This window comes from Variovorax sp. V35 (assembly GCF_041154465.1).
GTDB classification, from domain to species: domain Bacteria; phylum Pseudomonadota; class Gammaproteobacteria; order Burkholderiales; family Burkholderiaceae_C; genus Variovorax; species Variovorax boronicumulans.
The window spans coordinates 616,995-641,351 of sequence record NZ_AP028666.1 but is presented as its reverse complement, the minus strand read 5'-3'; the positions used below and the strand labels follow the sequence as shown (position 1 = coordinate 641,351).

Annotated in this window: 17 protein-coding genes; 8 read left to right on the top strand and 9 right to left on the bottom strand. The window is 70.6% G+C overall.

From position 1 onward, the window contains the following. The first annotated feature begins 1 nt into the window (after nucleotide 1). The gene (locus tag ACAM42_RS02935; protein WP_369631057.1) at nucleotides 2–781 is read left to right on the top strand and encodes a hypothetical protein; all 780 of its coding nucleotides are present in this window, start codon (nucleotides 2–4) and stop codon (nucleotides 779–781) included. On the opposite strand, the gene ACAM42_RS02930 is transcribed toward ACAM42_RS02935, so the two are convergent. Further along, nucleotides 739–2,481, bottom strand: a complete 1,743-nt coding sequence (locus tag ACAM42_RS02930; protein ID WP_369632711.1) for a glycosyltransferase family 2 protein — start codon at nucleotides 2,479–2,481, stop codon at nucleotides 739–741. The two genes, ACAM42_RS02935 and ACAM42_RS02930, sit on opposite strands and share 43 nt — an antisense overlap. Before the next feature lie 47 nt (nucleotides 2,482–2,528). Between ACAM42_RS02930 and ACAM42_RS02925 the strand changes: the two genes are divergently transcribed. Then, entirely contained in the window at nucleotides 2,529–3,395 is an 867-nt protein-coding gene (locus ACAM42_RS02925) for a glycosyltransferase family 25 protein (RefSeq protein ID WP_369631056.1), read from the top strand. Nucleotides 3,396–3,408: 13 nt separating this feature from the next. Here ACAM42_RS02925 and ACAM42_RS02920 read toward each other — a convergent pair whose 3' ends face one another. From ACAM42_RS02920 to ACAM42_RS02895, 6 genes are all read right to left on the bottom strand, one after another. After that, nucleotides 3,409–8,886: a filamentous hemagglutinin N-terminal domain-containing protein gene (locus ACAM42_RS02920; RefSeq protein ID WP_369631055.1), complete on the bottom strand. Its 5,478-nt coding sequence runs from the start codon at nucleotides 8,884–8,886 to the stop codon at nucleotides 3,409–3,411. 2 nt (nucleotides 8,887–8,888) lie between these two features. Continuing rightward, nucleotides 8,889–10,607, bottom strand: coding sequence for a ShlB/FhaC/HecB family hemolysin secretion/activation protein (locus tag ACAM42_RS02915; protein WP_369631054.1), 1,719 nt, complete (start codon nucleotides 10,605–10,607; stop codon nucleotides 8,889–8,891). A gap of 41 nt (nucleotides 10,608–10,648) precedes the next feature. Beyond that, complete coding sequence (locus tag ACAM42_RS02910) at nucleotides 10,649–12,760, bottom strand: CHAT domain-containing protein (RefSeq protein WP_369631053.1); 2,112 nt, start codon at nucleotides 12,758–12,760, stop codon at nucleotides 10,649–10,651. A 226-nt stretch (nucleotides 12,761–12,986) separates the two neighbouring features. Then, nucleotides 12,987–15,176, bottom strand: a complete 2,190-nt coding sequence (locus ACAM42_RS02905) for a catalase (RefSeq protein WP_369631052.1) — start codon at nucleotides 15,174–15,176, stop codon at nucleotides 12,987–12,989. A 29-nt stretch (nucleotides 15,177–15,205) separates the two neighbouring features. Further along, nucleotides 15,206–15,364, bottom strand: a complete 159-nt coding sequence (locus ACAM42_RS02900; RefSeq protein ID WP_369631051.1) for a hypothetical protein — start codon at nucleotides 15,362–15,364, stop codon at nucleotides 15,206–15,208. A gap of 157 nt (nucleotides 15,365–15,521) precedes the next feature. After that, nucleotides 15,522–16,514 (bottom strand): succinylglutamate desuccinylase/aspartoacylase family protein, encoded by a 993-nt coding sequence (locus ACAM42_RS02895; protein WP_307587680.1) that lies wholly within the window; start codon nucleotides 16,512–16,514, stop codon nucleotides 15,522–15,524. Between the two features lie 163 nt (nucleotides 16,515–16,677). Here ACAM42_RS02895 and ACAM42_RS02890 point away from each other — a divergent pair, with 163 nt between their 5' ends. After that, a complete protein-coding gene (locus ACAM42_RS02890; RefSeq protein WP_369631050.1) occupies nucleotides 16,678–16,911 on the top strand; it encodes a hypothetical protein in 234 nt (77 codons plus the stop codon). On the opposite strand, the gene rpe is transcribed toward ACAM42_RS02890, so the two are convergent. After that, nucleotides 16,901–17,596, bottom strand: a complete 696-nt coding sequence (gene rpe, locus ACAM42_RS02885; RefSeq protein ID WP_062480999.1) for a ribulose-phosphate 3-epimerase — start codon at nucleotides 17,594–17,596, stop codon at nucleotides 16,901–16,903. The genes ACAM42_RS02890 and rpe overlap by 11 nt on opposite strands. 60 nt (nucleotides 17,597–17,656) lie before the next feature. On the opposite strand from rpe, the gene apaG reads away from it, so the two are divergent. The 4 genes from apaG to ACAM42_RS02865 all read left to right on the top strand — a co-directional run bounded on the left by apaG (nucleotide 17,657) and on the right by ACAM42_RS02865 (nucleotide 22,633). Next, nucleotides 17,657–18,052, top strand: a complete 396-nt coding sequence (apaG, locus tag ACAM42_RS02880) for a Co2+/Mg2+ efflux protein ApaG (protein WP_095949675.1) — start codon at nucleotides 17,657–17,659, stop codon at nucleotides 18,050–18,052. Nucleotides 18,053–18,174: 122 nt separating this feature from the next. After that, nucleotides 18,175–20,148, top strand: a complete 1,974-nt coding sequence (locus ACAM42_RS02875; protein ID WP_354347960.1) for a site-specific recombinase — start codon at nucleotides 18,175–18,177, stop codon at nucleotides 20,146–20,148. Next, on the top strand, nucleotides 20,145–21,416 hold the full coding sequence (locus ACAM42_RS02870; RefSeq protein WP_062480997.1) for a cation:proton antiporter: 1,272 nt from the start codon (nucleotides 20,145–20,147) through the stop codon (nucleotides 21,414–21,416). Before ACAM42_RS02875 ends, ACAM42_RS02870 begins: the two co-directional genes overlap by 4 nt. Then, on the top strand, nucleotides 21,413–22,633 hold the full coding sequence (locus tag ACAM42_RS02865) for a YbdK family carboxylate-amine ligase (RefSeq protein ID WP_062480995.1): 1,221 nt from the start codon (nucleotides 21,413–21,415) through the stop codon (nucleotides 22,631–22,633). Before ACAM42_RS02870 ends, ACAM42_RS02865 begins: the two co-directional genes overlap by 4 nt. A gap of 6 nt (nucleotides 22,634–22,639) precedes the next feature. Here ACAM42_RS02865 and ACAM42_RS02860 read toward each other — a convergent pair whose 3' ends face one another. Continuing rightward, nucleotides 22,640–23,617, bottom strand: coding sequence for a GlxA family transcriptional regulator (locus ACAM42_RS02860; protein ID WP_369631049.1), 978 nt, complete (start codon nucleotides 23,615–23,617; stop codon nucleotides 22,640–22,642). A gap of 105 nt (nucleotides 23,618–23,722) precedes the next feature. Between ACAM42_RS02860 and ACAM42_RS02855 the strand changes: the two genes are divergently transcribed. Next, nucleotides 23,723–24,352: an isochorismatase family protein gene (locus tag ACAM42_RS02855; protein WP_369631048.1), complete on the top strand. Its 630-nt coding sequence runs from the start codon at nucleotides 23,723–23,725 to the stop codon at nucleotides 24,350–24,352. The last annotated feature ends 5 nt before the right edge of the window (nucleotides 24,353–24,357 follow it).

Below are 24,357 nucleotides of genomic sequence, written 5' to 3'. Positions count from 1 at the left end.
CATGCCCACCGCCATCGACCTGAAAGACATCCGCCCCTTCGTCGCCACGCCCTGCCACGGCGGCGCGGTCGGCACCGAGTGCGTGCGCAGCCTGCTCGGCCTCGTCAACCTCGCGTGGACCCACGGCTTCGCGATGCAGACGCGCTTTCTCGACGGCGACAGCCTCGTCACGCGCGCGCGCAACCGGCTGGCCGCCGAGTTCCTGGCCGACACGCGTTGGACGCACCTGTTCTGGATCGACGCCGACATCGGCTTCGAGCCCGAAGCCGCGCTGCGGCTGCTGGGCGCGGGCCGCGACGTGGTGGCCGGCGTGTACCCGCACAAGAGCGACGGCTGGCCCGACGGCGGCCTGCGCGCGCCGCTGCCGGCCGGCACCACGCGCGCCGACTTCGAGGCGCTGCATGCGGCGTTTCCGGTCAACGTGAACGACGCGGGCGCGCGCGTCGACGCCGACGGTTTCCTCGAAGTGCTGGACGCCCCCACCGGCTTCATGCTGATCGCGCGCCACGTGCTCGAGCAGATGGCGCAGGCGCTGCCCGAGCTGCGCTACACGCCCGACCGCATGGACGACCCGGTCGCCGCGGCGCGGCCGCACTACCGCTTCTTCGACGTGTTCGCCGAACCGGGCAACGGGCGCTACCTCAGCGAGGACTACGGCTTCTGCCGCCGCTGGCAGTCGATCGGCGGGCGCGTGCATGTCGACACGCGCTCGCGGCTTTCGCACCAGGGCCTGCGCACCTACCGCGGCGACTTCGCGAGAACGCTGGGGCTGGGCGGCTGAGCCGCTTGCAGGTCAGGCGGCAAGGTGTTGCGGTCGTAGTCGCGGTCGGCCTCGATGCGCATCAGCTGCAGCCTTGGCCCTTCCTCCGCGAGGTAGTCGTAGCCGATCGCCTGGAACTGCCGCGCTGGATCGAGCCGCGTGTACAGGTCGCGCCGCGCCACGCGGTCGGCGTGACGGATGCTCTTCAGGTGGTAGAGCCGGTAGCGGCTGTAGAACATCAGGCCCCGGCGCTGCGCGTCGTCGGGCAGCCAGGGGCCGTGCAGTTCGGCGCTCAGTTCGAACGAGATCTGCTGCGGCAAACGGAACAGCCGCGCGCGCGACTTGCGCCCCCACGGGCCGTCGCTGCGCCAGGCGTCGGGCGAGTTCCAGAGCTCGCAGGACACGAGCGACAGGCTGGCGAGCTGGTTGTCGGGCAGCGAATCGACGGTGGCGTGCAGGTGGCGCAGGAACAGCGCTTCGTAGCGCTCGTCGGCATCGCACACCAGCACCCAGCCCGCGCCGTGACGGCGCGCGGCTTCGAGCAGGCGGCGCTTGTTCTCGTTCTCGCGCCACACGTGCGCGCCATCGTCGCGCGGCGGGTTCGACAGCAGCTCCAGCAGCATCGGTTCGCGCCGCAGGATGTCGGCGGTGCCGTCGGTCGAACCGTCGTCGAGCGCGACGATGCCGTCCACGTGGCCGCGCAGGTGGTCGAGGCAGCCCGGCAGACAGCGCACCTCGTTGCGCAGCTGCAGCACGCAGACGATGCGCAGTCGCGACGTGAGACGCGGTGCGATCGGCGGGTGCGCGCACCGCGGGCAATGAAAGGCGCTGGGCTCGTGGTGCAGCAGGCGCGCGCAGACCTCGCACTGGCGGCGCGAACCCATCGGCACCACGGGTGCGGTGGCGAGCCAGGTCGGTGCTTCGGCGGGCCATGTGCCCGCGCTGTCGTCGCGTGCGATGCGGTCGAAATCGCGGCCCCATACGGCATCGCCCGCGCGCGCCTCGTGCGGCGTGCATTTGATCCAGTCGACGTCGCGGTCGAACTGCTCGCCGCCCGTGCGCGTCTCGTCCGACAGGTGCAGCAGGTGCGCGTCCGGGCAGGCCAGCAGCTGCCAGCCCGCCATCTCCAGGCGCACGCGCAGGTTGTCGTCGTCGCCACCCCATTCTTCGAACGATTCGTCGTAGCCGTGCACCGCCTCGAAGGCCTCGCGCGCGCAGCACAGCGAACCGTAGAAGGTCTGCAGCAGCAGCTCGGGCGGCACCTGGCGCGCGAAGACGGTGTCGAGCGTGTCCGTGAGTTCGTCGAAGCGCGCAAAGCCGACACGGCCGACCGCCACGCCGCGCGCGTGCCCCATCGCGGCGTGCAACAGCAGGGCCGGCGCATCGCCGGCGTAGGCGGACTCGGGCGAATGGACCAGCACGAAGCGCCCCGCGCTGCAACGCACGCCGGCGTTGATGGCCTTGCAGGGCGGGCGCCATGCATGTGCGACGTCGTTGACGAGCACCTTCCAACGGATCTGCGGAAAGCGTTCGACCAGCGCGAGCACGCCGGCTTCTTCGCCGGGTTCGTCGAGTGCGAGCACAACCTCGATGCCGGGCCGCGCCCAATACCCGGCATTCATCGGCAGCACGCGTTCGAACTCGGCAAGCTTGCGGTAGAAAGGCAGCACGACGCTGAGCCACGGACGGTTCGTGCCCGCCGCCTGACCGTCCGACGTCATGATGTTCACTGCATCGCTCCTTCAGCGATGACGCACCGGAGATGCCCATGCAAGGCTGCTACATCAACCTCGAGCGAAGCACCGAGCGCCGCGCCGCGATGGACGCGCAGTTGCAGCGGCTCGGGCTGACGAATGTCAGGCGGCACGCAGCCATCGATGCGCAGGCACTCGCGCCCGACAACACGGCAATCACGCCCGGCGAGCGCGCCTGTTTTCTCTCGCACACCGAAGCCCTCACCCGCGCGAACCCCGACGAAGCGCTGCTGGTGCTCGAAGACGACGCGCAGCTCAGCGAGGCCCTGCCGGCCGTGCTGCGCAGCGGCGCGCTCGCGCAACTGGAAGCCGAAGGCTGCGACATCGCGTTCCTCGAATGCCAGCCCGTGACCTCGACGCAGCACCTGCTTGCGCTCTGGCACAGCCTGCAACGGCGCCTGCCGCCGCAAGGAAGTGGCGCGCCGCGCCATGCACTGACCGGCATCGACTTTCTCGACGCGCGCACGCTCTACAACTGGGGCGCGGTCGCCTACGTCGTCACGCCGAAGGGCCTGCGCGTGCTGCCCGCGCTGCTGCAGGAAGCGCTCGCGCACGGGCCGTTGCAACCGTACGACCTGACGCTGGGCAGCTTCCTGCGAGACGGCCGCTTGCAAGGCGTGGTGCTCTCGCCCTTCCTCGCCACGCCCGCCTCCGGCAGCCACGCCGACAGCACCCTCGGCAGCCCCGCGGGATCGGCAGCGCACGACGTGCTCGGCGGTGCGTTGCGGCGCCTGTTTTTCGCCGGCCCGCTCGACGGCCTCGAGGCCCATGCCGCGCCGTGGCGGCACGCCCCGCTCACCGACGACCCGCAACTGCGCCTGCTCGCGGACCTGATGGCGCAGCTCTTCGTGCTCACGGCCCGCGATCACGCGCCGCGCTGACACGCGTGCGGTCTCAGAAATCCGAACAGCCGTTGCGCCGCTCGGTGTTCACGCAGCTCAGCAGGTTGGGCCGCGAGCGCACGCGCGACCATTCGCGCGCCAGCACGTCGGCGCCCTGCTGCGCGCGGTCGCCGTCCAGCGGCCCGGTGGCCAGGCAGATCGGCGCCTGGCCGATGTTCCGGTCATACAGGTACGAGGTCAGCGGCTCGCGCACCACGTCCACCGAAGGCAAGAGCGGCAGGCCGCTCACGCGCAGCTGGCCCGGCACCACGCGCACCGCATAGCCCTCGGCCGAGGTGAAGCTGCCGTTGATCGGGTACAGGCCCGTCGGGCTGCCCGGCAGCGCCGGCGAGAACATCGAGCCGCTGAAGCCCGCGCCGGTGTCGCCCAGGATCAGCCCCGTGATGCTGTAGATGAAGAAGGGGTTGGGCGCGCCCACGGTGCGCGACGCGTCGGCGATCACGATGGTCGCGGTCGGCTGCTGCGCGTAGATGAAGTGGTTGTCGCCCGGCGTCACGGTCACGGTGCACAGGCCCAGGTAGGCGCAGTGATAGAAGTTGGGCAACGGGCCCGAGCCGGCCAGGCCGCCGCGCGTTTCGCCGACCCAGGTGTCGGCCCACACGCGCCACAGCGCACCCGAGATGCCATGGCCGCCCGGGTTCTGGAAGCGCGCCGCCGCCACGAGGTCGGTGCCGTTGCTGCTGCTGACCGGCGCGCCGAGTGTGAGGTCGCCGCTCAGCGTGCGCACGAACACGGTGTTCGCGGCCATCGAGTCGGCCGAAGTGACCTGCGGCAGGTTGCCCGCCGCATCGAAGCCCGTGACCGACACCGGCCCGATGGTGACCGCGTTCGCGTCCACGTAGGCAAAGCCGCCGGCCGCGCCGCCGCCCACCGTGGCCACGTCGTTGCCCGGGTTGCGCAGATCGACGCTGCCGTTGCGCGAGCGCGCGAGCAGCGTGCCCGCCGTGATCGTGCCCGCGCCCGACTGGCTCACGTTGCCGCCCGACAGCAGCCCCAGCGTCGCGGCCGAGACCGGCGCGTTGAGCGCGATGCCGCCGCCACCGCCTTCGTTCTGCAGGGTGAGCGCGCCGGATGTCGTGAGCGCGCCCGCCACCGTGATGGCGCCCGCGTGCGTGGTGCTGCCCGCGACGATGGTCGGCGCCGACAGCTGCGCGAACTCCGCGCCCGACACCGAGAAGCCGTTGACCGTCGGCCCGCCCAGCACGATGGGCGTGGCCGTGTCGTCCGATGCGACCATGTTGACATCGACCCCGCCCGGGCGCAGGTCGATGGTGCCGGCCGCGACCACCGGCGCCTCGATGACGATCGAATCGCCGCTGCCGTCGTTGCTCGCGCGCAGCAGCACGTTGCCGCTGCTGCGGATGCCCGGCAGCGCGCCCGGTGCGGTCGGCGCACCACCGGCCTGCAACACGACGCCGCGCCCGCCGTTCTGCGAACGGCCCGTGACCTCGATGTTGCCGCCGCCCGTGGTGACGAGCTGCGCGCCGTTCTCCAGCCGCACGCCGCTGTCTTCGGTCACGCCCGGCGCCGAGGGGTCGTTGTTGAAGTTGTAGCCGCGCACCGCGATGTTGCCGCTGCCGGTGGTGATGGAACTGCCGCCGTTGATGAGCACGCCGTGCGCCGCCGCGAAAGTGGACGAGGCCTGGCGCCGCGCCACGCCCTGCACCGTGACGTTGCCGCTGGTGGTGCTGATGGTGCTCGGCCCGATCTGGCCGCTGGTGATGACCACACCGCTGTCCCATGTGGTCGAGGTGCCGCGGATGTCCACGTTGCCGGTGGCGGTGGCGATGCGCGCGCCCTGCAGCAGCACGTCGCCGCCCTCGATGCGCACGTTGCCGCCCGCGCCCGCGTCGCTCTGGCCGACGCGCGTGTCGACCTGCACGTCCTGCGTGAGCACCACGGTGCCGGTGGGCGCGCCGGGCTGGCCGCTGAGCAGCGACACGTTGCCGCCGTCGGTGACGACCTGCCCGCCGTTCAGGCGGATGAAGCCGCTGCCGGGCGTGCCCGTGCCCACCGCGTTCATCGTCACGCTGCCGCCCTGCGTGAGGATGTTGCCCCCGAAGTCGATGAAGCCGCTGTTGCCCGAGGGCGTGCCGTCGGGGTTGACGCCCGCGTTCATCACCACGTTCAGGTCGTCGCCGCCGGTCGCGCGGATGGTGGTGCCGGGCGTGCGCGTCTGGATGCCGCTGGCGGCGTCCAGCTGCAGCGTGAGCGGGCCCTTGGAGCCGGTGTAGTTGATGTCGACGTCGGCATCGAGCGTGATGACGCCGCCACCGCCCGTGCCGGTGCCCGTCGTGATCTTCACGCTGGTGCCGCCGTTGAGCGCGGTGTTGATGTCGCCGTCCTGGATGGTCGAGTTGGCGACCGCGTCGTAAGGGTTGGTCGGCAGCGTGCCCGCGGCCGTGCCATGGGCGATGGTGAGGTCGAAGGGGTCGATGAACCACTGCCCCGCCGCGCCCACCGGTGCCGACGCGTCGACGCGCGCGCCGCGCAGGTCGAAGCGCCCGGCCGAGGTCTCGATGCGCCCGCCGTCGCCGCCGGCCGCGCCGCCGCGCGCCGAGAGCTGGCCGTGCGCGCGCAGCGACTCGGTCGCCACCACCTTGATGCTGCCGCCGTTGCCTGCGCCCGTGCCCGCGTTGGCTTCCAGGCGCGTGTTGCCGCCGATGGCGATGGCGTTGGTGGCCGCGATGTCGATGCTGCCGCCGCCGGTCGCGCCGCTGGCGTCCAGGCGCGCCACCGCGGGCGAGCCGTCGGAGTTCGTGGCGCCGTCGATGAGCACGTTGCGCCCTTGCACCGAGATGCTGCCGCCCTTGCCGCTGTCGCTGGCCACCGAGGCCAGCGTGCCGACGCTGGTGCCCACGCCGGAGATGAAGGTGACCATGCGCATCGAGATGTCGGTGCCCTGGGCGTCGATGGCGATGGTTCCGCCGTCGGTGCGCAGCGCCGTCGGATGGTCGGCGTCGGCCGTGACGGCCACGCCGTAGGTGGGCGTGGTGGACGGCGTGATGATGATGTCAGGGCTGCCGAGCGTGGCGCTGAAGCCCTCGCTGCCCGCGTGGCCGATCACGTCGATGCGCCGGCCCGCGCCGGCCGAGACCGCGCCCCGGATGGCGACGCCGTTGCCGCCGCCGGCCGACATGTTCCCCGCCGCAAAGCCCGTGTCGGTGCGCAGGCCGTCGAGGTTCGCGCCCTGGCCTTCGATGCGCACGTCGCGCTCGCCGGCCACGGTGGCGTCGTCGATGACGACCGCCGTGCTGGCGCCCACCGTGGCGCCGCCGATGTTGGAAGTCCACGTCGGGCCCTGGCCCTTGATGCCGATGTCGCCCACCGACTTCAGCACCGCACCGCTGCCGATGGCCACGCCGCTGCGCCCGTAGCCCGCGAGGCCGTCGAGCTGCAGGCCGCCGGCGCCGGCTTCGACCGTGCCGCCCGTGATCGACACGCCGTTGCTGCCGCGGAAGATGAAGTCGCCGGTGTCCTGGTCGTCGATCCAGGTGCGGCCCTGGCCGCGCATCGTCACGCGGCCTTCGCCGCGGGTGGTGACCTGGCTGCCGGCCAGCGTCACGCCGTCGCGCCACACGAAATCGCCGGTGTCGCCACCGAGCGGGACGATGCCGCCGATGGCGCGGCCGTTCTGCGCGTCGCCCTGGCCGAAGAAGCGCACGTCGCCGCCGTTGGCCGCGATGGTCGCGCCGGTCAGCACGATGGCGCCGGCATAGTCGGTCTCCGCAGAAGGGTTGCCGCTGCTGTTGTTGATGTTCTTCGCGTTGGTGGCGACGCGGCCGGTCGCGTCGGCGTTGAAGTCGACGTGCAGCGCGCCTTGCTGCGACGTGATGGCCGAGCCCTCGTTCATCACGATGCTGCCGGCCGAATCGACGCGCAGCCGCGCCGTGCCGCCTTCGCTCTTGACGACCTGCACGCCGGGCGCGAAGGTCACGCCCGCGCCGAGGCCGGTGCGCCCGCTCGCCAGCGTCACGTCGGTGCCACGGCCCAGCGTGTCGCCGACACTGCCGGCGCTCACGGAGCCGCCGGTGAAGGCCGGCAATTTGCTGTCATATGCCGGCACGTTGGCGGCCTCGACGATGCCCAGGTCCGACTGTTTCGCGTTCACCGTCCAGCTGCCGTTGGCGCCGCCCTGCGCGCCGCCGCCCGCGTCGACGCGCACGGCCTGCACGCGCACCGCATCGGCCTCGTTCGAGATCGCACCGCCCTTGCCGTCGCCCGCGCCGCGCGCGGTCATCTCGCCGTAGGCCTGCAGCCGCGACTCGCGCTCGGGCGCCGGGTCGGCCTCGCCGACCAGGGTCTGGCCCTGGGCACTGGCCGTGGTGACGGTGCCGCCGGCGCCGCCCGTGGTGGCGTCGGCGCGCAGCACCGAGGTGGACGACAGCGCCACGTCGTAGCCACGCACCGATACGCTGCCGCCGCCGGCCTGCCCGCTGGCGTCGATCACCGCGCGCTGGTCGCCACCGCCCGTGCCTTCGATGCGCACCTGCCCCGCCGCGATGCGGATGGTGCCGCCGTGCTGCCCCGCGCCCATGCCGGTGGCATCGAGCGTGCCGCCGTTCATCTCGATGCGGTTGTTGCTGCCGGCGCCGAGCACGATCTCGCCGTTGACGTTCTCCAGCGTGCGCGCGCGCACCGTGCCCGACTGGTTCACCACCAGCTCGCCCGCCGTGGTGGAACTGCCGATGAGCATCACGCGCCCGCCGTCGGCCTGCAAGGTGGCGCCCGCGGCGTTCACCACCTTGGCGCTGGTGGCCATGGCGTCGGCTGCGACCACGAGGTTGGTGAGCCCGTCGTTGCCCAGGTCGAAGCTGATCCTGCGGCCCGAGGCCAGTGCGACGGTGCCGCGGTTGGCGGTGATGCTGCCGGTGTTGGTCACCTCGGCGCCCATCAGCACCACGGGGCCACCGGTGGCGGTGAGCACGCCGGCGTTGCTCACCACCTTGGCGTTGGCGTCGTCGCGCAGGAAATCGAGCTTGGTGCTGGTACCGGCGAGGAAGTCGACGTCGGGGGTGTTCAGTGCCAGCGTGGAGGCCACGAGACCGCCCACGTTGACCGTCGCGCCCTGGCTGAACACCACGCCGCTCGGGTTGATGAGGAACACGCGCCCGTTGGCCGTGAGCTGGCCGGCGATGGTCGAGAGCTCGCCGCCCGTCACGCGGTTGAGCAGGATGCTGGACGCACCCATCGCCTGATTGATGTTGACCGCGTCCTTGGCACCAATCGAGAAGCTGTTCCAGTTGATGATCGCGCGCAGCGACGACTGCGAGATGCCCAGCGCCTGTCCGCCCACACTGGTAGCCGACGTGGTGGTGCCCACGGTCACGCCGCCCTGCGTGGTATAGCCGTTCGGGCCGAAGCTCGGCAGGATGGTTTGTGCCAGCGCCGGGGCCAGGCCCATGCAGGCAATCGAAAGCGCCAGCGGACGCAGCGGATGCCGGGGTTGGAAGGTGGTGCGGGGCTTCATGGTCAGAACGCCTTCTGCAGCTGCACGTACAGCCGCGGGTTGCGCCCGCCGCCGTCGGTCTGCGCGGGCGGTGTGCCGGCGCGCCAGGCGAGCGTGGCGTTGATCGAGAAGTTGCCCGGGCGCGACCAGCTCAGGCCGATGCCGTAGCCGCGCAGGCTGTGGGTGTTCTCGCCGTCGAAGGGCGAGGGATGGCGCGCGATCTTTCCGCGTGCCGCGTCGTAGAACAGGTAGGGCGTGATCTCGTCGGTGGCGGCCCAGCGGTATTCGAAGGTGCCGATCAGGCCCTGGTCCACCAGCAGCTCGCCCGAGGGGTAGGCGCGCACCGCGCGCGCGCCGCCGAGCGCGAGCTTTTCGGAGGCGTCGAGGTTCTTGCTGGCCCACTGCCCACCGACCGAGAAGTACAGCGAGTGGCGCGGCACGATGGCCTGCAGCCGCGACACCTGGAAGCTCAGCTTCGTGAAGCCGCCTTCGGTGTGGCGCCCGCCGAACTGCTGGTCGGACTGGAAGCTCTGTGCGTCGCGGATCGACAGGTCGCCGTGGTACAGCGTGCCCGAGCTGGCCCAGTAGCCGCCGCCCAGCACCTCGTCGCGCCGCTCCCAGGCCCAACCGATGCCGAAGCCCTGCACGCGCTTCTTCGCCGTGAAGTCGACGCCGCGCAGTTCGTCGGTGAGGTCCTTCACGTCGGCCGTGAGGCGCAGGAACAGGTTCTGCTGGCGCTGGCGGATCAGCGGGTAGTTGAGCGACACGTCGAGCACGTCGGCGCGCCCGCGCGCGTCGAGGTCGACGAACTTGCCGCCCAGGTCGTAGCTCACGCGCGAGATGCCGATGCCCGCGCGCAGGCCGCTGGTGCCCAGCGGCGCCTCGTAGGCCACGCGGCCGTACTGCAGCGCGTTGCTGTTGGACAGCAGCAGGCGCGCATCGAGGTTGTCGCCGATGCCGAAGGGGCTGAGCCAGCGCGCCGTGCCGCCCACGCGGTAGCGCCCCGCCTCCTTGGTGCCGTGGTTGTCGGCCTCGGCCGAGAAGGCCCAGCGCGCGCCGGCCTCGACCTCCACCGACAGGTCGGTGGTGCCGGCCTGCGCGCCTTCCTGCAGGCTGGACGACACCTTGAGGCCGGGCTGGTCCGACAGCAGCAGCATGGCGCGCTCGTAGGCCGGCGCGTTCACCGCCTCGCCCGGCTGCAGCGCCGCCAGGAAGCCGCGCACGCGCGCCTCGCTGATCGGCGCCTCGGGCGCGACCAGCACGTCGACCTTGCCGAGCCGGCCTTCGATGATGCTGATCTCGACGATGCCGTCGCGCACGGTCTGCACCGGCACCACCGCCTGCGCGAGGAAGTAGCCGCGCTCCTTGTAGCGCGTGGTGATGGCCTGCGCGAGGCCTTCGAGGTCGCCGAGCGTGACGTCGCGGCCGATGTAGGGCGCGGTGATGGTCTGCAGCTCTTCGTTGCTCAGCGCCTTCACGCCGTTCAGGCGCAGGTCGGTGAGCTTGAAGCTGCCCGCGGCGGCGCGCTGTGGCGGCGCGGGCAGGGTTTGCGGGGCGACGGCGCCGGTGGCCTGCGCCACGGGGCGGTCGCAGCTGCCGCACGGGTCCTTGGTGGGCAACAACGTGGTGGCTTCCTGCGCATGGGCGCGGGGCATGGCGACCCACAGCGTGGCGCCGACGAGTGCAGTCGCCGCAATGGCGATCGGCGTCGGCCGAGGACGAAGGCGGATCGCAGGGGCCATGGCAGTGCTTCTTTGCAGGAGGGAGCGTGGCGAAGACATGGTCAGCTCCCCACCGTGAGGCGCCAGTTGCCGATGAGGTTGAACGGCGCCCAGAAGAAGGGGTGGGACATCTTGGGGTCCTTCAGCACGGCCAGTTGTCCGGCCTGCATGGCCTTCTGGATGTCGCGGCCCTTGGCGAGCTCGCCATAGAGCGTGCCCATGAGCACGGCGGTGGCGTCGTCCGACACGGGCCACAGCGAGGCGATGAGGCTGGAGCTGCCGGCCGAGAGGAACGAGCGCGTGAAACCCAGCACCTCGTCGCCCTGCGCGATGCGCCCCAGGCCCGACTCGCAGGCCGACAGCGTGACCAGCGCCGTGCCGTCCATCGGCAGTGCCAGGATCTCGTGCGCCTCGAGAAAGTTCTGCTTGCCGCCTTCGTTGGCCAGCAGGATGCGCGAGTACAGCGGATCGACCTCGTCGGCCTCGGCGTGCGCCGCCACGTGCATCAGCGGCGAGCGCGAGGCCACGTCGCGGAACTGCGTCTTGGTGGCGGCCGCGCCCATGTACACCGTGTTGCGCGGGAAGAGCTGCGCGAGCTGCTTGACCTCGGTCTCGGCGCCGGGCAGGTCGTACTTGTCCTCGATGCGCGGATTTCCGAAGGCCGTGAGCGACGCGTTCACGCGCGGCGTGCGCTGCGCCAGCTGCACCGCGATGCTGATCGACGGCGCCACCGACACCGGGTGCGTCTCGATGAGGTAGCGCCCGTCCAGGCGCAGCGCCTGGAACGGCAGGTAGTGCAGCGGCCCGTGCGGCACCACCACCACGCGCTGGCCCGGCGTCAGGCCCAGCGGGCCCAGCAGCGCGGCGCCGAGCTTGTCGGCGTTGGTGATGGCCGCGCGGCGACCGCGCACGATCGAGTTGCGGAAAGTCTCGACGAGTTCGGTGAGTTCGTCGCGCTTCACCGCGATGCGCTTTTCGACAATGCTGTCCGGCCCCACGACCCAGACCATCAGGCGGTCGGGCAGCGCGTGGTACTGCACCACGCGCTCGTCGGCCGCCAGCGTGCGCTGCAGCGCGGCCACGCCGACCGTGCCGGCCGACGATTCACTGAGCTTGGCGCGACCGCGCACCGCATCGAGCAGCGCGCGCGATCGGCTGTGCTCGCTGACCTCGAAGGCGCGCTGCGGATCGCCGGCCTCGCTGTACACCGCCACGCCGCGTTCGAACACCGACTGCAGGTCGGAGAACAGGCCCATCTTCACTTCTTCGCTGCGAAAGCGCGCGCGCACCTGGTCGACGTCGGCGAGCGCGCGGCCCGCGGCCTCGGCGGCGGCCTGCTTCTGGCCCAGCGCGAGTTCGCTGCGCGCCACGCCGTCCCAGGCCCAGAGCCGGTAGTAGGCGGTGTCGGTGCCGACCTGGCGCGTGGTGAGCGCACGGTACTTGTCGCGTGCCTCGGCCGGCTTGTTCTCGGCCAGCAGCAGACGGGCGCGCGTGCGTTCGAGCTGTGCGGCCAGCGGCGCCTCGCGCGGCTCGGCCATGTCGCCGAGCACCTGGCGCGCGCGTGCCGCGTCACCCGATTCGATGAGCGCGTTGACCAGCGAGGCCTGCACCAGCGGTGCATAGCGCGGCGAGCTGTTGGCCAGTGCTTCGTCGTAGCTGAGCACCGCGCCGGCGAAGTCGCCGCGCCGCGTGCGCACGTCGCCGATCACCTTCTGCACCGGGCCGACCACCAGCTTGGGGTCGCGCGCGGTGTGGCGCAGCGCTTCGCGCGCGAACTCCTCGGCCTTCTCGAGCTGGCCCGAGTAGCTGTAGACGATCGCCAGGTCGCGGTTGGCCACGGCGCGCAGGTTCGGGTCGCTGGTGGCGTTGGCCAGATGCAGCGCCTTGCTCGCGGCGCGCACGCTCTGGCGAAACTCGCCCGCCTCGGCCAAGGCGACCGCCTGGCTGCAGTACTGATAGCCCGAGAGCTTGACCGCGTCCTGGCCGTAGAGCACCGCGCCTTCGCTGGTCAGGGCCAGCAGCGTGTCGGTGTCGGCCAGCCGCGCCTGCGCCATCCGGTCGGCCGCGGCCTCGGCATTCGGGCCGCCCGCCGCAGCGGCGGGAGTTGCAGGTGGTGGCGCCGGACGTTGTGCCAGCGCCGAAGGACCGCCGGGGCCCAGAAGCAGCACACCCATCAGGCCGACCGCACCGGCAAGACCGGCACGGCGACGCGCCGGATGCGCACATCCCCATCTCGAAAACCACGCCATTGAACCCCCTCGACCCATGCACTCGCTGCCGCGAACGCTCGACGCCGCGGGAGTGCGCGCCGTTCAGGCCTCGTGGGAAAGTCTAGGAGCGGGTGTTCACCTCGCCTATTCGCAATACGGTCTAGCGCAAATGGCGTAGAGCCTGCTCACGCTACGCGGGCACGCTGTCGATGTTGAGTCGATCCCAATGCCGGTGCTTCGCAATCGCCGCGATGAAGTCGTGCGCAATCTGCGTCGCCGCCGTGGCGTCGCCCAGGTTCGTGACAGGCGTTTCGGCCACCACCACGCCGGCCGGTGCCTCGCCCTCGGGCGTGACGCCCAGCGTGGCCAGCAACTGCACGCCCTCGCCCACCGCGCAGATCGCCTTGCAGTGCTTGTAGGCCTCGAGCACGAAGTGCACGGCATCGCCCTGCGCCGCAAGCGCGGCGGCGCCCTCGGCGCCCGCCGGCACGAGCACGGCGTCGAACAACACCGAGGCGGTGTTGGTGAAGGTCATGTCGACGTCGATCTGGCGCTTCGACGCGCTGGCCACGGTGCCGAGCTTCGGGCCCACCACCTTGCACAGCACGCCCACCTGTTCGAGCGCGTCGCGAATGGGCTTCAGCGAGGCCGAGTCGACGCCGTCGGCCACGAGGATCGCGACCTTGCGCGTGCGCACCACGCCGTCGGCGCTGCCGTCGCTCATGCGCAGCGCGGGCGATTCGTCGATGGGCAGTTCGATGCGGTGTTCGCGAAAGCCCGAGTACCCTGCGGCCGCTTTCGCGTCGGGCTCGCCGATGCCCAGCGGCTCGGCCACGCGGCGTGCGAGTTTCTCGTCCACGTGCGCGAGGTTGTCGACCATGCGCTGGCGGATGGCGGGCACTTCGAGCTTCGAGAGTTCGAAGCGGAAGGCCGCGACGATGTGCTCCTTCTCGGCCATGCTCTGGCTGTTGAAGAACAGGCGCGCCTGCGTGAAGTGGTCGTCGAACGAGGGGCTGCGGCGCCGCACCTTCGGCGACTCGATCTCTTCGGGGAACGACTGGAAGCCGTGGCTGCCGCCGTCCACGCGGAACTCGGTGCCGCTGCCCAGCGTGTTGGGCTCGTAGGCGACCTGGCCGCGCGCGATGGTCTGGCGATGCATGCCGTCGCGCTGCATGTTGTGGAACGGGCACACGGCCTTGTTGATCGGCAGCTCGTGGAAGTTGGCGCCGCCCAGGCGCGAGATCTGCGTGTCGGTGTAGCTGAACAGGCGCCCCTGCAGCAGCGGGTCGTTGCTGAAGTCGATGCCGGGCACGACGTGGCCCGGGTGGAAGGCCACCTGCTCGGTCTCGGCAAAGAAGTTGTCGGGGTTGCGGTTGAGCACCAGCTTGCCGATGCGCTGCACGGGCACCATCTCTTCGGGGATCAGCTTGGTCGGGTCGAGCAGGTCGAAGCCCAGCGATTCGGCCTTGTCGGGCGCAATGAGCTGCACGCCGAGTTCCCACTCGGGGAAATGGCCCTGCTCGATGGCCTCCCAGAGGTCGCGACGGTGGAAGTCGGGGTCCTTGCCGGCGATCTTCTGTGCCTCGTCCCACACGAGGCCGTGCACACCGAGCTTGGGCTTCCAGTGGAACTTCACGAAGTGGCTCTCGCCGCGCGCGTTGACGAAGCGGAAGGTGTGGACGCCGAAGCCTTCCATCATGCGCAGGCTGCGCGGAATGGCGCGGTCGCTCATGGCCCACATCAGCATGTGGGTGCTCTCGGGCATGAGCGAAGCGAAGTCCCAGAAGGTGTCGTGCGCGCTCGCGGCCTGCGGCATCTCGTGGTGCGGCTCGGGCTTCACGGCGTGGATGAGGTCGGGGAACTTCATCGCGTCCTGGATGAAGAACACGGGGATGTTGTTGCCCACGAGGTCGTAGTTGCCCTCGCGCGTGTAGAACTTGACGGCGAAGCCGCGCACGTCGCGCACGGTGTCGGCCGAGCCGCGCGAGCCGGCCACGGTGGAAAAGCGCACGAACACGGGCGTCTTCGCATCGGGGTCCTGCAGGAAGTCGGCGCAGGTGTACTGCGACATCGACTGGTAGACCTGGAAGTAGCCATGCGCCGCCGAGCCGCGCGCGTGCACGGCGCGCTCGGGAATGCGCTCGTGGTCGAAGTGCGTGATCTTCTCGCGCAGGATGAAGTCTTCGAGCAGCGTCGGCCCGCGCACGCCCGCCTTGAGCGAGTTGTGGTTGTCCGGAACCTGCAGGCCCTGGTTGGTCGTCAGGTGCGGGGGGTGCTCGGTGGTGAAACCCTCGAGCTGCAGCTGCTTGGCGTTGGCGCCGTCACCGGTCTTGGCGGTGCTGGCGCGGCGGCCTGCGGCGGCCTTGTTCTGGGGGGACATCGGGGTTCTGGGCATCGATGCGGGTCGGCTCAGCCGGCCTCGTTGCTGTTGCCGCTGCCGACGAAGATGTCGAGCACGTTCACCACGGCGATCAGGCCGATGCAGGCGGTCACGGCAGCCACCGCCCAGATCAGGATGTCGTCGCCCCAGGTGCCCATGAGCGAATCGAACAGTGCCGAGATTTCCATGATGTTTTTCCCTCCGAGAGAAGCGGGGCCGCAAGCCGGCAAATCCGCAAAGAGGAAGCTTAGGTGGGGCCCGGTGCGCGGGCCGTAGTGGCCGCCCCTCCCCGTCTGTGGGAGAAGGTGGGCGTCACCGGTAGGAGGGCGCCGACAGGCGCGAGCCTCAGGCGGTCGGGTCGAGCACGCGTTCGCTGGGCCGCGCGAAGTAGAACCACTCGGCGCCCGGCAGCGCCATCGCGTTCGGGAACACGATGAAGCCGTCGTCGGGCGCGCTGACCAGCGTGCCGTCGTGCCGCATGCCCACGGGCTCGCCGCGCTGCACGGGGTCGAAGGTGGCCCAGTCGCGCACGAAGCTGTCGTCCTCGTGCAGGCGGTCGGTCACGCTGGCCAGGCGCAGCAGCTGGGGCGGCTGCGGGGGCGCGGCCGACAGGCCCGGCGGCAGCGCCGCCATGCCCAGCAGCGCGAGCGTGCGGCGGATGGCCGCCCACGCCACCTGCGGCGCCTGCGGGTCCTGGTGCTGGCCGCATTCGAGCGTGACGCCGTAGCCGCCGCAGCTGCGGATGTACTCGTTGGTGCCGCGGCCGAAGTCGATGGCGGCCTCGTCGACCGCCGCGCCGCGCTGCGCGAGGCCGGCGGCGTAGATGTCGAGCCAGCCCTCGACCACGATGGGCGTGCCGATGTGCAGCGCGAGCCGGCCTTCTTCCTGCGCGCGCGCGAAGGGTTCGAGGCTGCCGCTGTTGTCGCGCGGGCCGATCATGGCGAAGGCCTCGCCCTCGCTCTGGAAGGAGTGCAGGTCGAGCAGCACGTCGTGGCGCGCGATGACGGGCGCCAGCCGGTTGGTGATGCGGGCCTCGTAGTCGGCCGGTGTCTCGCTCGGGCGGAACAGGCGGTTGAGGTTGCGCTGGCCCTCGCGCTGCAGGCGGCGCCGCGCGAGCGGGTTGGCCACGGGCACGAGCGTGAGTTCGCCACGCAGCAGGCGCAAGTCGCCGGCATCGAACTCGGCCAGCACGCGCGCGATGCCCTCGGTGCCGCAGGTCTCGTCGCCGTGCACCCCGCCGATCACGAGCAGGCGCGGGCCGGGGTTCAGCGACGCGAACGCATGCAGGCGCAGGCTGTCGGTGGCGGTCGCGGCGTCGTCGAAAAGCGGGGTGGACATGCGGGCGATTATGCGGAGGCGACTGTGGCCGCGCAAAAGGCAAGACCCTGTGGCTTGGCGGGCGCGCAGCGCGAACCTACAGCCGCGCCCTGGCCTGTCCTACCGCCCCGTGGCGGGGCGCCGCGCAAGCTGGCGCCAGACCCGAACTTTGAAGGAGCACACGATGGCCCAGCAACCGCGCAAGGACAAGAAGGACACCACCCGCGTCGCACAGGACGGCGAATCGGCGCCGCGCCTGCCGCACGAGCGCGACCAGTCGTCGGACAGCCAGGTGATGCAGGACGGCCAGCCGCCCGAGAAGGGCCGGCGCGGCTACGAGGACGTGGAACGCGGCGTGGTCGACACCGACCGCGGGCTGACGCCCGAGCGCACGCCCGACGGCAAGGTCAGGCCTTGACGGTGGCCAGCTGCTGGCGCATGTCGCCGATCACCGCGCCGTAGTCCTTGGCGTTGAAGATCGCGCTGCCCGCCACGAAGGTGTCGGCGCCGGCCGAGGCCACGCGCGCGATGTTGTCGGCCTTGATGCCGCCGTCCACCTCGAGGCGGATGTCGCGCCCGCTCTGCTCGATGCGCTTGCGCGCCTGCTCGATCTTGCGCAGCGCCGAGTCGATGAAGCTCTGGCCACCGAAGCCGGGGTTGACGCTCATGATGAGGATCAGGTCGATGTCGTCGATGGCCCAGTCCAGCGCCTCGAGGCCGGCGCCCGGGTTGAACACCAGGCCGGGCTTGCAGCCGGCGGCCTTGATGGCCTGGATGCTGCGGTGCACATGGGTCGAGGCGTCGGGGTGAAAGCTGATGTAGTCAGCGCCCGCTTGCGCAAAAGACGCGGCCAGCGCGTCGACCGGCTGGATCATCAGGTGCACGTCGATGGGCACGGGCGTGCCGTCGGCGGTCTTGGCGTAGGGCTTGAGGGCCTGGCAGATCATGGGGCCGAAGGTCAGGTTCGGCACGTAATGGTTGTCCATCACGTCGAAGTGGATCCAGTCGGCGCCGGCCGCGATCACGTCGGTCAGTTCCTGGCCGAGGTGCGCGAAGTCGGCGGAAAGAATGGAGGGCGCAATGCGGAACGGGGTGCTGCTCATAACCCCGGATTCTCGCAGCCGTCGGAAGTCCGAGGAAAGGCCTCCGTTACCATGCGCCCCATGTCACACAGCCCCTTCAGCGTACAGGTCGAACCGCGTTACCTGGCCGACCAGTCCTCGCCCAAGGACAACGTCTACACCTTCTCCTACACGATCACCGTCACCAATGTGGGCACGGTGGGCGCGCAATTGATCGCGCGCCACTGGCTCATCAACGACGCCTCGGGCCATGCGCAGGAGGTCAAGGGCCTCGGCGTGATCGGCCAGCAGCCGCTGCTGGCGCCCGGCGAATCGTTCCGCTACACCAGCGGCTGCCGCCTGCAGGCGGCCAGCGGCACCATGCACGGCAGCTTCTTCGTGGTGACCGAAGAAGGCGAGCGCTTCGACGTGCCCGTTCCCATGTTCGTGCTCGAAGCCGACGTTGGCGGAACCCCGGTGTCCCGGGTGCTTCACTAGGTACTCCCCCAGGCTTCGCGCACTTCGTGTCGCTTCTCCTTCCCCCTCGCCGGGGGCAACACCAGCGGCCCGGCTGAGCCGGTTCCGCGGTGTTCCCCGCACTGATCCGTTACGAATTCATCATGGCTGCTGCATCTCGCGACTTGCAGGGGCTGCTTGCCGGCCTCGACCCCACGGCCGATGTGGCGCAGCGCCACATCTGGCTCATCAACCTCTTCGACTGGCTGCGCGGCGACCGCGCCTCGCCGCAGGCCGCCATCGGCCGCGTGCAGCTGCTGCTCGACGCCGTCGAGGCACGGCCCGAGCTGTGCGAGCGGCTGCGCGCCTGGTGGCGCGCGTTCACGCAGTCGGTCGACCTCACGGCGCTGCTGGCCGACTACGGCTTTGCGCCGCGCACCGCCTTCCTGAGCGAGTTCGGCGAACGCATGCGCCGCAAGATATTGCCGGGCACGCCCGAGACCACCGACGCCTCGGACCTGTTCCGGCTGGTGCTGCCCGGCGTGTTCGACGCCGGCTGGATCGCGTTGCTCGACGACACCCAGCTCGCGCGCATCGGCGCGCTGCTGGCCGACGCGGCGCCCATGCCCGACGGCTCGGCGCGCTGGCGCCACACGGTGATGGACGCCGTCACCTACTGCTGCAGCCAGGTGGTGGCGACGGGCTTTTCGCCCGAGCTGCGGCTGCGCATCAGCCCCGAAGCGGGCGAGGCGCGCCCCTTCCACGCCCTCATGGCCGACCTGGACGCGCTGCGCGAGCAGATGTTCGCCCTGCCGCGCGACGAAGAATCCCTGCAGGCCGCCTTCGTGGCCTTCCGCGACCGGCTCGACGCCTGCCGCTCCAGCGCCTCGTCGGTCTACACGCACCTGGAAGACAACGGCATCTCCGTCGGCCTGGTGTTCCGGCTGCGCCAGCTGCGCGAGCGCGTGCTGCGCATCCGCGAGCTGCTCGACTGCCTGATGTCGCCCGTGCCGGGGCCCAGCATGGCGCGGCTGGTCGGCAAGCTGGTGCTGGCGGGCGGCGAGCGCAACAGCATCCGCGCGCTGATCGCCTCCAATTCGTCGATGCTCGCGGCCAAGGTGACCGAGCGCAGCGCCGAGACGGGCGAGCACTACATCACCCGCGACCGCCGCAGCTACCTGCAGATGGTGAAGAAGGCCGCCGGCGGCGGCGCCTTCACGGCGCTGACGGTGCTGGCCAAGTTCGGCATCTACGCGCTGGCCCTGTCGGCCTTCTGGAGCGGGCTGGCCGCGGGCCTCATGTATGCGGCCAGCTTCGTGGCGATCCAGCTGCTGCACCTCACGCTGGCCACCAAGCAGCCGGCCATGACCGCGCCCGCCATGGCGGCGCGGCTGCGCGACATCAAGTCGGACGACGCCGTGGACCAGTTCGTCGACGAGGTGGCCAACCTCGTGCGCTCGCAGGTGGCGGCCGTGCTGGGCAACGTGCTGCTGGTGGTGCCGGCGGTGGGCCTGCTGGTGCTGGGCTGGCAGGCCGCGCTGGGCCGGCCGCTGCTGGACGCGGCGCATGCGGCCTCGACGCTGCATTCGCTGTCGCTGCTCGGACCGACCGTGCTTTTCGCGGCAATCACCGGCATCCTGCTGTTTTCGTCCAGCATCATCGCCGGCTGGACAGAAAACGCCTTTGTCCTGCATCGCCTGGACTCCGCCATGCGTTACAACCCTCGCATCGGCGCCTTTCTCGGTGCCGCCCGGGCCCGTCGCTGGGCCGCCTTCATGCGCACACACATCTCAGGCTTCGCCTCCAACATCTCGCTGGGACTCATGCTCGGACTGCTGCCCGCGTTCGCGGGCTTCTTCGGGCTCGGGCTGGATGTGCGCCATGTCACGCTGTCGGCCGGCCAGATCGCGGCCGCGGCGGCATCCATCGGCCTGCCGGCACTGCACCAGCCGGCCCTGTGGTGGGCGGTTGCGGCGATCCCGGTGATCGGCGCGCTCAATGTGAGCGTGAGTTTCTACTTCGCTTTCCGTCTGGCGCTGCGCGCGCACAGCGTGAGCCTCGGTGACCGCGCCCGCATCCGCAGCGCGATCTGGGCCCGCTGGCGCAGCCGGCCGGTGAGCTTCTTCCTGCCTACATGAACCTGACCGCACTCCTCGCCGAACTCCAGGGCTTCTGGGCCGAATGGGCGCGCCCCTCGGCCGGCCTGCCCACCGTGCTCTGGGCCCTGCTGGTGGCCGCCGCCGCGGCCTCCGGCCACCTGGTGCAGCGCTACCTGGGGATGCCCAAGGTCATCGGCTATTCGGTGGTGGGCGCGGTGGTGGGCTTTGCCGGTTTCGAGGGCGCGATCTGGCCGCTGCGCGGCATCAGCCTCTTCCTGCTGGAGCTGGGCGCGGCCGTGGTGCTGTTCGAGGCCGGCGGGCGGCTGCCGCTGCGCTGGTTCCGCCACAACCCGATGGTGCTGGTGCAAAGCCTGCTGGAGGCGGGGCTGACCTACTTCGGCGTGTACTGGATATTGATTCTTCTGGGCCTGCCCGAGCCGGTGGCCAACCCCATCGCACTGATGGCGATCGTCGCCTCGCCGGCCGTGCTCAGCCGCGTGATCATGGACACCCGCGCCGCCGGCCCGGTGACCGAGCGCGCCATGACGCTGGCCACGCTCAACACCTTCTACGCCCTCACGCTGGGCTACGCGCAGGCCGGCCTGATCGAGCGCGCGCCGCAGTCGCTGATGCTCAAGCTCTACCCGGTCGCGGTGGTGCTGGGCATGTCGTTCGTGGTCGGCGCGATCATGGCGCTGGCGCTGCGCTCGGCGCTGCGCGTGATGAGCCCGAACAGCGAGAACACCTCGATCCTGCTGCTGGCGATCATCGCGGCGGGCGCGGCGCTCACGGCCCACATCGGCGGCTCGGCGCCGCTGGCGGCGCTCATCGGCGGCGTGCTGCTCAAGACGCTCAACCCCAAGCCCTGGGCCTGGCAGCGCCAGCTCGGCACCGCCTCGTCGCTGCTGACCATGCTGATGTTCGTGCTGGTGTCGATGGTGGCGGCGCAGGCCGACTGGACCCTGCCCGTGGCCAGCGTGGTGCTGGCCGTGATCGGCGTGCGCCTGGTCACCAAGATCTCGGGCGTGGCCATTGCCAACCCGGGCAGCGGCGCCAGCTGGAAGCAGGCCTTCTGGGTCGGCTGCGCGATGACGCCGCTGTCGTCCATCGCCCTGCTGATCGCCTCCAATTTCGCCTCGGCCTCGCCGCTTCTGGGCACCATGATCACGCAGGTCGCCCTGCCCTCGATCCTGCTGATGGAAGTGATGGGCGCCGTGCTCGCCACCGTGGCGATCCACGCCGTGGGCGAGAGTTCGGTCCCCTGGACGCCGCAGGCCTTCAGCACCACGGAAGACACGCAGCGATGAGCAGCAACAGCAACCCCACCTCCGTCCTCCCGATCGACCCGGACAGCGACGACGTCCGCTCTGCGCCGCTGCCTGCCGATCCGGCCAGCCGCGCCGTCAAGCTCGAGCCCTTCAACAAGTCGGAAGCGCTGTCGCTCGGCGTGGAGCTCGAGCTGCAGCTCGTGAACACGCACGACTACGACCTCGCGCCGTATGCCGAAGACATGCTGCGCCTGATGGCCCAGACGCCGCTGCCCGGCAGCGTGGTGCCCGAGATGACCTCGAGCATGATCGAGATCTCGACCGACATCTGCCACTCGGCGCAGGACGTGATCACGCAGCTGTCGCCGATCCGAGAGGCGCTGATCAAGAACGCCGACAAGCTCAACATCGCGGTGGTCGGCGGCGGCACGCATGCCTTCCAGCAATGGCACGAACGGCGCATCTACGACAAGCCGCGCTTTCGCGAGCTGTCGGAGCTGTACGGCTACCTGAGCAAGCAGTTCACCATCTTCGGCCAGCACGTCCACATCGGCTGCCCCGACGCCGATTCGGCGCTGCTGATGCTGCACCGCATGTCGCGCTACATCCCGCACTTCATCGCGCTGTCGGCCTCGTCGCCGTTCGTGCAGGGGCAGGACACGCAGTTCGACTCGGCACGGCTCAATTCCGTGTTCGCGTTCCCGCTCTCGGGCCGTGCGCCCTTCACCACGAGCTGGAAGGAGTTCGAGGCCTACTTCGAGCGCATGACCCGCACCGGCGTCGTGCGCAGCATGAAAGACTTTTATTGGGACATCCGTCCCAAGCCCGAGTTCGGCACCATCGAGATCCGCGTGTTCGACACGCCGCTCACCATCGAGCGCGCCGCCGCGCTCGCGGGCTACGTGCAGTCGCTGGCCGCGTGGTTCCTGCAAGAGCAGCCCTTCGAGCCGAGCGAGGACGACTACCTCGTCTACACCTACAACCGCTTCCAGGCCTGCCGCTTCGGCCTGGACGCGGTGTACGTCGACCCGGCCAGCGGCCAGCACATGCCGCTGCGCGACCACATCCTGATGACCATGACCCAGCTCGAATGGCACAGCGAGGCGCTCAACGCCACGCAGGCACTGGGCGAGCTGCGCACCAGCGTCGAGGCCAACCGCAACGACGCGCGCTGGCTGCGCGAGAAGCAGGGCAAGGAGCGGCTGCTGGCCGAGGTCGTGCGACAAGCCTCGCTGCGCTTTCGCGGCGCGGCCTGACGTTGTTCAGGCCGCCACGGCCTCCTGGGAGAACTGCCGGCGGTACACCGTCGGCGACACCTTGAACGCCGTGGCGAAGTGCTTGCGCAGCAGCACCGCCGAGCCGAAGCCCGCATCGGCCGCCACGCGCTCCACGGAGCGGTTGGTCGTTTCGAGCAGCCGCTGCGCCAGCGCCAGCCGCTGGTTCTGCAGCCACTGGCCGACCGTCGTGCCCGTCGATTCGCGAAAACGCCGCGTGAAGGTGCGCCGGCTCATGAGCGCGCGCCGGGCGAGGTCGTCGAGTTCGTGCGGCACCTGCAGATGCCGCCCCAGCCATTCGAGCAGCGGCGTGAGCCGGTCGCGTTCGGCCGCCGCCGGCACGGGCTGCTGGATGTACTGCGCCTGCCCGCCCTGCCGGTGCGGCGCAACGACCATGCGCCGCGCGGCGCGGTTCGCGGTGTCGGCGCCGTAGCGCACGCGCAGCAGGTGCAGGCAGCAGTCGATGCCGGCGGCCGTGCCCGCCGAAGTGAGCACGTCGCCGTCGTCCACGTACAGCACCTCGGGCTGCAGCACGACTTGCGGATATTGCTTGGCGAAGGCTGCGGCCAGGTGCCAGTGCGTGGTGGCGGGCCGGCCGTCGAGCAGGCCCGCCTCGGCCAGCACGAAAGCACCCAGGCACAGCCCGACCACGGTGGCGCCGCGCCGGTGCGCCGCCTGCAGCGCACGGATGAGCGCGGGCGGCGCGGGCCGGCCGTCGTCGCGCCAGGACGGCACCACCACGATCTGCGCGCGGCGGATCGCCTCCAGGCCGTGCGGCACCACGAGCGTGAAGCCCGCGTTGGTGGCCAGCGGCCCGGGCTCGGGCGCACAGACCTGCACGCGAAAACGCGGCGCGCCGGTGTCGGTGCGGTCTTCGCCGAACACCATGCAGGGCACGGAGAGGTGGAAGGGGCTGATGCCGTCGAAGGCCACGACGGCAATGGTTTCAACAGCAGAGGGGCGCATGGCCCGATCTTATCGATGAATGGCTTTCGGGCCACTGTCGCAAAACCCGTGGTGCGCGAAGAATCGAGCCATTCCAGACACACACAACCACCGAAGGAGATACCCATGAGCCAAACCGCACCGCGCCGCGCCCTCGTCGTCATCGACGTGCAGAACGAATACTTCGAAGGCGGCGGCCTGCCGATCGAATACCCGCCGGTCGAGAGCTCGCTGCCGAAGATCGCGCAGGCCATGGACGCGGCGCGCGCGGCCGGCGTGCCGGTGGTGGTCGTGCAGCACCACGCGCCGAAGGGTGCGCCGGTCTTCCAGGCCGACAACTTCCACGGCCAGCTGCACCCCGAGATCGCCCAGCGCCCGCGCGACCACCTCATCACCAAGGCCTTCCCGAGCGTCTTCACCGGCACCGACTTCGCCGACTGGCTCGCGCGCCACGAGATCGACACGCTGAGCGTGACCGGCTACATGACGCAGAACTGCGACGCTTCCACCGTGTTCGAAGCCATGCACCGCGGGCTGAACGTGGAGTTCCTGTCGGACGCCACCGGCGCGCTGCCTTACGAGAACGCGGCGGGCCGCGTGAGCGCCGAAGAGATCCACCGCGTCTTCAGCGTCGTGTTCCACAGCAACTTCGCGGCCGTGGCGACGACCGACGTGTGGGTCGCTGCACTGAAGAGCGGTACCGCGATCGAGAAGGACAACGTGGTCATGTCCAACCGCCGCGCGCGCGGCGTCTGACCCTC

Excerpts from the sequence above, each read along its gene's own strand:
- rpe (WP_062480999.1), bottom strand. The coding sequence starts at position 17,596 with ATGAGCAGCACCCCGTTCCGCATTGCGCCCTCCATTCTTTCCGCCGAC.
- ACAM42_RS02875 (WP_354347960.1), top strand. The coding sequence starts at position 18,175 with ATGGCTGCTGCATCTCGCGACTTGCAGGGGCTGCTTGCCGGCCTCGAC.
- ACAM42_RS02855 (WP_369631048.1), top strand. The coding sequence starts at position 23,723 with ATGAGCCAAACCGCACCGCGCCGCGCCCTCGTCGTCATCGACGTGCAG.
- ACAM42_RS02890 (WP_369631050.1), top strand. The coding sequence starts at position 16,678 with ATGGCCCAGCAACCGCGCAAGGACAAGAAGGACACCACCCGCGTCGCA.
- ACAM42_RS02905 (WP_369631052.1), bottom strand. The coding sequence starts at position 15,176 with ATGTCCCCCCAGAACAAGGCCGCCGCAGGCCGCCGCGCCAGCACCGCC.
- ACAM42_RS02865 (WP_062480995.1), top strand. The coding sequence starts at position 21,413 with ATGAGCAGCAACAGCAACCCCACCTCCGTCCTCCCGATCGACCCGGAC.
- ACAM42_RS02910 (WP_369631053.1), bottom strand. The coding sequence starts at position 12,760 with ATGGGTGTGCTGCTTCTGGGCCCCGGCGGTCCTTCGGCGCTGGCACAA.
- ACAM42_RS02935 (WP_369631057.1), top strand. The coding sequence starts at position 2 with ATGCCCACCGCCATCGACCTGAAAGACATCCGCCCCTTCGTCGCCACG.
- ACAM42_RS02870 (WP_062480997.1), top strand. The coding sequence starts at position 20,145 with ATGAACCTGACCGCACTCCTCGCCGAACTCCAGGGCTTCTGGGCCGAA.
- ACAM42_RS02900 (WP_369631051.1), bottom strand. The coding sequence starts at position 15,364 with ATGGAAATCTCGGCACTGTTCGATTCGCTCATGGGCACCTGGGGCGAC.
- apaG (WP_095949675.1), top strand. The coding sequence starts at position 17,657 with ATGTCACACAGCCCCTTCAGCGTACAGGTCGAACCGCGTTACCTGGCC.
- ACAM42_RS02930 (WP_369632711.1), bottom strand. The coding sequence starts at position 2,481 with ATGACGTCGGACGGTCAGGCGGCGGGCACGAACCGTCCGTGGCTCAGC.
- ACAM42_RS02895 (WP_307587680.1), bottom strand. The coding sequence starts at position 16,514 with ATGTCCACCCCGCTTTTCGACGACGCCGCGACCGCCACCGACAGCCTG.
- ACAM42_RS02860 (WP_369631049.1), bottom strand. The coding sequence starts at position 23,617 with ATGCGCCCCTCTGCTGTTGAAACCATTGCCGTCGTGGCCTTCGACGGC.
- ACAM42_RS02925 (WP_369631056.1), top strand. The coding sequence starts at position 2,529 with ATGCAAGGCTGCTACATCAACCTCGAGCGAAGCACCGAGCGCCGCGCC.
- ACAM42_RS02915 (WP_369631054.1), bottom strand. The coding sequence starts at position 10,607 with ATGGCCCCTGCGATCCGCCTTCGTCCTCGGCCGACGCCGATCGCCATT.
- ACAM42_RS02920 (WP_369631055.1), bottom strand. The coding sequence starts at position 8,886 with ATGAAGCCCCGCACCACCTTCCAACCCCGGCATCCGCTGCGTCCGCTG.